We start from the raw sequence: 6,617 nt of genomic DNA, 5'->3' as shown, positions 1-6,617 counted from the left end.
GCGCTAACCTGGGTATGGAAGTGATGCACGAGCGCAATGCGCACAACTTCCCGCTGGATTTGGCAGCAGGTGAAGCGACTCCTGTAGCCCTCTCGGCTCCTAGCATCAACGGTTAGACTCTCACTTGCAATTGCTTTGAATCCAGAAGCGCTCCCTCACATGAGGGGGCGCTTCTGGCGTGGGAAGCTATAGTACATTGTGGCTGCTGGTAAACGCCTAGTACAGACTGGTAAGTTGTAGTGGATTCAGCGATAACATGAAGCCATAATGGATAACTAAGGCAGTTGAATAATGTCTATAGCGGTTCCTAATTCAGTGAAGTACAGTCGCAAAGAGGCAGAGGGCAGAGGGCAGAAGTTAAAGAGAACGGCGGCTTTCCTTCTGCCTTAAAACCTCAGCCCTTGCACCTCACTCTAATGGGAATCGCTATAGACCAAGCTAACCAGGAAGACTTAAAGCCTGCTTAAAAGTAGGTGTGCTAGTACTGGAATAGGGCATCTATGATGGCGATTAATGCACCAGGAGTATCTGCACATGGAATCTGAACCTCGCCTAGAACCAACACTTCCGCTTGACGATGCTAGACATCTAGAGAAGCTGAAAAGCACTATTGAACGGGCGATCGCGGATGGTAAATTGACCGCTCAAGAAATGCAAACGATCAAAGCGATCATCTGGTCAAACGGCAAAGTCAGCCCAGAAGAACTGGATTTGGTTCGAGAACTGATTCATGAGAAAGTCGCTAACGGAGAAATTGTTTACGATTGGACGTAAGTAACAGTACCTAAAACTCGTTATTGGCGCAGCAGACATTATAAATCAGGTCGTATGAGTATTTAATTACACTTAGTAGCGTATCGATGATCCCCGTTCGAGTGGGCATACTGAAGAGTGAAGTAGGTGATGCTTATGCTTGCCTGTTCGTTCATTCAGCGTTAACACGCGTCATCACGCTATGTCTGTGCAAAAGATTCAGCTCGAAGCACTTCAGAAAATTCGACAGCATATTCAGCATGGCTTCGCACTGCCCGAGGCAGAGAACCATCCACGATCGTGGTCTTCATCTGATGAGGAAGCAGAGATCCCAGAACCAGGTTCGCTGAGCGACTTGGGCAATCTGTTTAATTTCGGCGGTTCAATGCATGAGCCGACCCATGCGCCGAATACGCGTGGTGAGTGGTTTATTAGTGCTGCAAATCCAGGTACCGTGTTGCTAAAGCTTCCTGGTCTGACGCTAAAGCAAGATGTCCGTCTAGTGGGCTATCTACATCGGCAGCTAGAGGATGGAATCGGAGTTGTTTGGGCAGTGCCAGAGTCACTAAGCACCACGGCTCAGCTAGCAAAAGCGCTGGCAGCTAGCGGCGATCGCACCCATCCCCCTCACCCTGACGGTGCGTTTAAGAGCCTTATGGAGGTTGTTGATGGCGATCGCTCGGCGGCTTCTTTTATCATCGCTTCCCTTCTGCAGCGTGAACTAGGAGAGTTCGGTCGACTTGGCAAAACCAGTAATTGGTCGCATCATCGACTCATTGGTGCTGTACCAACGCAGGTGCAGTGGCAATGGAAGGTTGAGGCACCAAAAGACCTGTCCCCTAAAGTCATCCTGTTTGCTGATGGTCGGGCAGCGATCGAATTTTTTAGCTGTCGGATTGTGCCACCGATAGCCCTCTTCCAGCATCTTGACCAGTATTCTGATAAAGATTACAAAGCAACGGTTTTAGATCGGACGATCGCGATCGTTCAGCGGGCATAAGGAAACAACAAACGTCTATGGCGATCCTAAATGAATCGTGAGAAGCAGTACGGATAGCAGCTCTTAGAGGCTGTTTGAAAAGTGTCTGGCGGTTAAAACCGCGACTACATTAACAAAGTCCGCCTGCGCGGACTACCTCAGCACGAGGGTTTTGGCACCTGCGTAGGCAGGTTTTGTGCGTGTAGCCGCGACTTCAGTCGCCAGAGCTACACGCATCTGGACTTTTAAAACATCCTCTTAGCCGTCAGCGCTCAATAACTTTCTGCTCACAACTAATTTGGGACTGCTATGTTTTGTCTAGCGCAAGCGGACTGTAACAGTGTAAGAAGGACGCTGTTTGGCTTCACGTTGAGATTTGACGAGCCGAAACTCTGGGTCTATGTAGAGATGTTCTAACTGTGGCGTTGACTTAAAGATTGTCGCAAATCTTTTTGCAGTTTTCCGATCCAAATTTTGGAAGTCAGGCGCTTCTAAAAAGTCTTTTAGAGAAGCAGACTTTGATTGGGTCTGAGCAATTTTATTAAACCAAGCCTCCGCTCGTTCGACGCTGAGTGGCAGATGTCCAAATCTTAGTTTCTGCTTAATCGCAACGTTTTGAATATACCAATGTCCGTTTACTATTTGATAGTTCTGTAGGATCAGAAAATCATAAGCAAACAGAAAAGATGGCATTTTATTTAGTAACGGCAGCTGCTTTCCTGGAGCATAGCGAGCCACGTTAGCATAATAGCCGTCAGCATGAAAAATTTGATAGGATTGCTCTCGCAGCCGACCGGGAATGGTGTCTTGAAACGGAATAGTAGACCAAATCGGTGTCCATGCGCCAATGACAAGCGGAATTTGCTCTTCGACCTTTGTAAATGGATTGCGGGTACTCAGTTCCTTACAAAGCGGCTCCAGTGTGTCTTTAAAGAACTGCACTTTTTGGCTCAAAGGATCGGTATCACGGTTTTTAGTCAAGCGCAATAGTTCATGCTTAAGTGCTTCTGTAGACAGTTGATGCAACTGTTCCGAGCTAAGGACGTTTTCTACCATGCGTTGCTATCCTGTGCGTTACGGTTCTACAAAGTTACAGCGATGTAGGTGGGAAAAAAGGAAGCGCTTTCAAGCAGCAAAGCGACTTCCACTGTGTTAATTGTATCGATTCTAGAGGTGTGTTTGAGGTATCCTCTACGCCACTTTAGTTGCTTGAGCGACAGCACAACTCTCTTGATAGGCGGTACCATAGCAGTCTCAAATCAGTTGTGAGCGGAGCTTAATCATGGAGCGATCGGCGGTCAGCCATCAGCTTTTCTCCAACCGCTGACCGCTGTAGCTTGCTTCTCCGAAGGAGTTCGCTGACTGCTTGCTAGCCATATTGCTTCTCACGATTCATCTAGGATCGCTATATCACCCTCTGCACCTGTTTAAATTAACAGGTTTTTTAGGTAAAAGGCTGAGAACGGTGCAAGCAGGTGGGTGTATCCCTGCTCATAGTGTTAGACCTGAAAACTTTGTAGCAAGGTACACAAGCAGTATCAAAGCCTGCTTTTAAGCTTCACACAAGCAGACAGCTAACCCTGTCGGTTAAAACTGGTTTAAGGAGGATATGGAAGTCGAAAGTCAGGCAATTGAGCGTTCAAAGGTCTACACTTTCGACTTCTGTTTTTTGCTCGATCGCCGACAGACTGCTAAGTCGTAGTTGGCGAGTTCGACGGTTGAGCCTTCACTAAAGCGGTATCCCTGCGACTGGAAAACTGATGAAACGTCACGTGCGATCGACGCTCTAAGCATCTCTATGTGCTTTGTCTAAGTGCTTTGTCTAAGCGCGCGAGGTCTTGTCTTACGCATTGATCACTTAAAGTGAATGACTGGTCTAACGATTCTGGACTTTGAGTGAGGAAAAGCGTCGTTTTGTATGGTTATCCTGGTAATTCTGGCTGACCGCTCACACTAGCTGCTAACAACTTTTTTACTGAGGATAAAAGAATGCCTGAAGTAACCACTCCTGCACATAAAGCTGGCGATTTCTTCGTCGATTATGAAGAGAAAGTTTTTGAAGATGTCAAAGCGGAACCAGGCGAAAAAGCGCTGGTAACCTTCCATACGGTCGCGTTTGAGGGTTCGATCGGTCTGGTAAACCTGCTGCAAGCGTTACGACTGCTGCGGAAAGGCTTTGAAACGTCTGTCTTGCTCTATGGTCCTGGCGTGACGCTTGGCGTGCAGCGCGGTTTTCCCAAGATTGGGGATGCTGCCTTTCCTGGACACCAAAACTTCAACGACCAGCTCAGCAAGTTCATGACTGAAGGTGGTAAGGTCTATGCCTGTCGGTTTGCACTGCAAGCGTTATACGGTCACGGTGAACCTTCGTTGATGCCCGGAATTCGTCCCATCAGCCCTCTTGATGTGCTGGACTTGATTTTGCTACACCGTAGGGACAATGCCTTCATCTTGGATACGTGGACGGTTTAGGGAGTTTTAGGTGATGAGCGTTGAGTGGGGCAGAAATCTCAGCTTAAAACTCAACGCTCAACGCTATTAACTGGATTGAGGAGGCGTTGTGGATTACTCACGCACAGTTCGGGCAGCAGCGGTGCAAATTAGTCCGGTGTTGTTTAGCCGCGATGGGACAACGGAGAAAGTGCTGCAAGCGATCGCCCGTGCCGCCAAGGAGGGCGCACAGTTAGTTGTCTTTCCTGAAACGTTTGTACCCTACTATCCGTATTTCTCCTTTGTGCAACCGCCCGTGCTGATGGGTAAGGAACACATGCGGCTATATGAGGAAGCGGTCGAAATTCCGGGTGCCGTGACAGATGCGGTTAGCCGAGCAGCACGATCGTACGAAATCGTCGTTGTGCTAGGTGTAAATGAGCGCGATCGTGGTTCCATCTACAACACGCAGCTTATCTTCGATGCCGATGGATCACTGCTGCTCAAGCGACGCAAGATTACTCCGACCTATCACGAGCGGATGGTTTGGGGGCAGGGCGATGGCGCAGGCTTAATGGTGCAAGATACGGCAGTGGGTAAGATCGGTGCCCTGGCGTGTTGGGAGCATTACAATCCACTAGCCCGCTTTGCACTCATGGCACAGCATGAGCAGATCCACTGTGCCCAGTTTCCCGGCTCGATGGTCGGGCAGATTTTTGCTGACCAAATCGAGGTGACGATTCGCCATCATGCGCTGGAGGCAGGCTGCTTTGTAGTGAACGCAACAGGCTGGCTTTCACCCGAACAAGTTGGACAAATCACCACTGATGAGAAGCTTCAGAAAGTGCTGAGCGGCGGTTGCCATACCGCCATTATTGGACCGGAAGGTACGCACCTTTGCCCACCCATTACCGACGGGGAAGGTATGGCGATCGCCGACCTGGACTTTGCGCTCATTACCAAGCGTAAACGCATGATGGATTGCGTCGGGCATTACGCACGTCCTGACTTGCTGCAACTACGGTTGAACCCGAGTCAGTGGTCAGTTGTGAGTGGGTTGCAGACTACAGGAGACACCTCGCAAACAGCAGAAGTTTCCAGCTCGATCGCGATGCCGCTGACGGAATTTCTCACGCTTGAGCAGTGAGAGCCTGTTAGAAAAGTTCAGGCTAAATGAGCGGTCAGCCAGCGATCAGCAGTCACAAGAAGCAGGGGAGACAGATGAGGCAGAGGGAGCAATTCAACGCTCAACACGTCTCTCCATTCCCCACTCCCTATTCCCCACTCCCTAATCTTCATGAATAAACAACAGTTAATTACAGAGCTTCAGACTAACGGATTGAGGCTGCTTGAGGAGACAGGTGCTGCGGGACGCAAGGGTGGTGCAGGACCGTCTGACCACAAAGCGGTGACGGTGGATGGTACGACTGTGATGGTGCCGATCTATACGGGCACGGCATCTCGATCGCCCTACTCTGTGTCGCTGGATGCCACGACAGAGCAGACTGTGCTCCATTGTGATGATGACGCGATCGCGCCGATCGCCTTTCCGCATCAGCCGACGTTTTACAGTTTGACTACAGCCGATGGCATTCCCTACTGGAAGATTGCCCTGCTGCACAGTCACGATGTGCTGGCAACTACGGTACTGCAAACCTGTATGCGCTACACCGATGCGGCAACGTCCTGTCAGTTTTGCGCGATCGGGCAATCGTTGGAGGCGGGTCGGACGATCGCCCGTAAAACGCCTGCTCAACTGGCAGAGGTCGCAGAAGCGGCGGTGCGACTGGATGGTGTAAAGCATATGGTGATGACGAGCGGTACGCCAAATACGAGCGATCGGGGTGCGGCTTACCTGACCGAATGTGCAAGAGCCATCAAGCAGCGAGTCGCCTTGCCGATTCAGGCACAGTGCGAACCACCCGATGACTTCATCTGGTTTGAGCGCCTCAAGGCGGCTGGTGTAGACAGTTTGGGAATGCACCTGGAGGCAGTCGATCCGCACGTGCGTGCCAGAATTATGCCAGGGAAAGCGACCGTACCTGTGGAGTACTACTACGAAGCGTTTGCTGCGGCTGTTCAAGTTTTTGGCTGGGGGCAGGTTAGTACCTATCTGCTGGCAGGTTTGGGCGATGATTTGCCAACTTTGCTGGCAGCTTGCGATCGCCTGGTAGCGATCGGGGTTTATCCGTTTGTCGTGCCTTTTGTGCCGATTAGTGGTACTCCATTAGCGAACCACACGCCGCCCACTAGCGACTTTATGCTGCCGCTCTATCGTGGAGTCAGTGAGATGCTTAACCGTGCTGGTATTTTTTCTCAAGATATCAATGCAGGATGCGCTAAGTGCGGTGCATGTTCGGCGCTTTCGACGTTTGAGTCGTAGCGGTCAGGGGGCAGCGGTCAGCTATTAGCAGTTGGCGTTTAGTTATCAGAATCAACTCAAACCGTTTCTTCC

Annotated in this window: 7 protein-coding genes and 1 pseudogene; 7 read left to right on the top strand and 1 reads right to left on the bottom strand. The window is 50.2% G+C overall.

Annotated elements, in window-relative coordinates; all coding sequences use genetic code 11:
- The 3 genes and pseudogenes from AC5JO6_RS07985 to AC5JO6_RS07975 form a co-directional block, all read left to right on the top strand.
- Positions 1-116 (top strand): annotated as a pseudogene (locus AC5JO6_RS07985) (photosystem II q(b) protein); the annotation flags it as partial.
- A gap of 418 nt (positions 117-534) precedes the next feature.
- Complete coding sequence (locus tag AC5JO6_RS07980; RefSeq protein WP_496080522.1) at positions 535-774, top strand: tellurite resistance TerB family protein; 240 nt, start codon at positions 535-537, stop codon at positions 772-774.
- A 181-nt stretch (positions 775-955) separates the two neighbouring features.
- Positions 956-1,753 (top strand): hypothetical protein, encoded by a 798-nt coding sequence (locus AC5JO6_RS07975; RefSeq protein WP_496080521.1) that lies wholly within the window; start codon positions 956-958, stop codon positions 1,751-1,753.
- Positions 1,754-2,050: 297 nt separating this feature from the next.
- On the opposite strand, the gene AC5JO6_RS07970 is transcribed toward AC5JO6_RS07975, so the two are convergent.
- On the bottom strand, positions 2,051-2,788 hold the full coding sequence (locus AC5JO6_RS07970) for a hypothetical protein (RefSeq protein WP_496080520.1): 738 nt from the start codon (positions 2,786-2,788) through the stop codon (positions 2,051-2,053).
- A 933-nt stretch (positions 2,789-3,721) separates the two neighbouring features.
- Between AC5JO6_RS07970 and AC5JO6_RS07965 the strand changes: the two genes are divergently transcribed.
- The 4 genes from AC5JO6_RS07965 (at position 3,722) to AC5JO6_RS07950 (ending at position 6,545) form a co-directional block, all read left to right on the top strand.
- Positions 3,722-4,204 (top strand): MSMEG_0572/Sll0783 family nitrogen starvation response protein, encoded by a 483-nt coding sequence (locus AC5JO6_RS07965; protein WP_496080519.1) that lies wholly within the window; start codon positions 3,722-3,724, stop codon positions 4,202-4,204.
- A gap of 88 nt (positions 4,205-4,292) precedes the next feature.
- On the top strand, positions 4,293-5,309 hold the full coding sequence (locus tag AC5JO6_RS07960) for a Nit6803 family nitrilase (RefSeq protein ID WP_496080518.1): 1,017 nt from the start codon (positions 4,293-4,295) through the stop codon (positions 5,307-5,309).
- On the top strand, positions 5,299-5,454 hold the full coding sequence (locus AC5JO6_RS07955) for a hypothetical protein (protein WP_496080517.1): 156 nt from the start codon (positions 5,299-5,301) through the stop codon (positions 5,452-5,454). Before AC5JO6_RS07960 ends, AC5JO6_RS07955 begins: the two co-directional genes overlap by 11 nt.
- 5 nt (positions 5,455-5,459) lie before the next feature.
- Positions 5,460-6,545: an MSMEG_0568 family radical SAM protein gene (locus tag AC5JO6_RS07950; RefSeq protein WP_496080516.1), complete on the top strand. Its 1,086-nt coding sequence runs from the start codon at positions 5,460-5,462 to the stop codon at positions 6,543-6,545.
- The last annotated feature ends 72 nt before the right edge of the window (positions 6,546-6,617 follow it).

The sequence above is a fragment of the Tildeniella sp. genome, from assembly GCF_059505325.1.
The sequence above is the reverse complement of the archived record's forward strand: the minus strand, read 5'-3'. Positions and strand labels throughout refer to the sequence as shown.

Bases quoted from the DNA above. Each gene is read 5' to 3' on its own strand.
- AC5JO6_RS07965 (WP_496080519.1), top strand. From the start codon at position 3,722: ATGCCTGAAGTAACCACTCCTGCACATAAAGCTGGCGATTTCTTCGTC.
- AC5JO6_RS07980 (WP_496080522.1), top strand. From the start codon at position 535: ATGGAATCTGAACCTCGCCTAGAACCAACACTTCCGCTTGACGATGCT.
- AC5JO6_RS07950 (WP_496080516.1), top strand. From the start codon at position 5,460: ATGAATAAACAACAGTTAATTACAGAGCTTCAGACTAACGGATTGAGG.
- AC5JO6_RS07975 (WP_496080521.1), top strand. From the start codon at position 956: ATGTCTGTGCAAAAGATTCAGCTCGAAGCACTTCAGAAAATTCGACAG.
- AC5JO6_RS07970 (WP_496080520.1), bottom strand. From the start codon at position 2,788: ATGGTAGAAAACGTCCTTAGCTCGGAACAGTTGCATCAACTGTCTACA.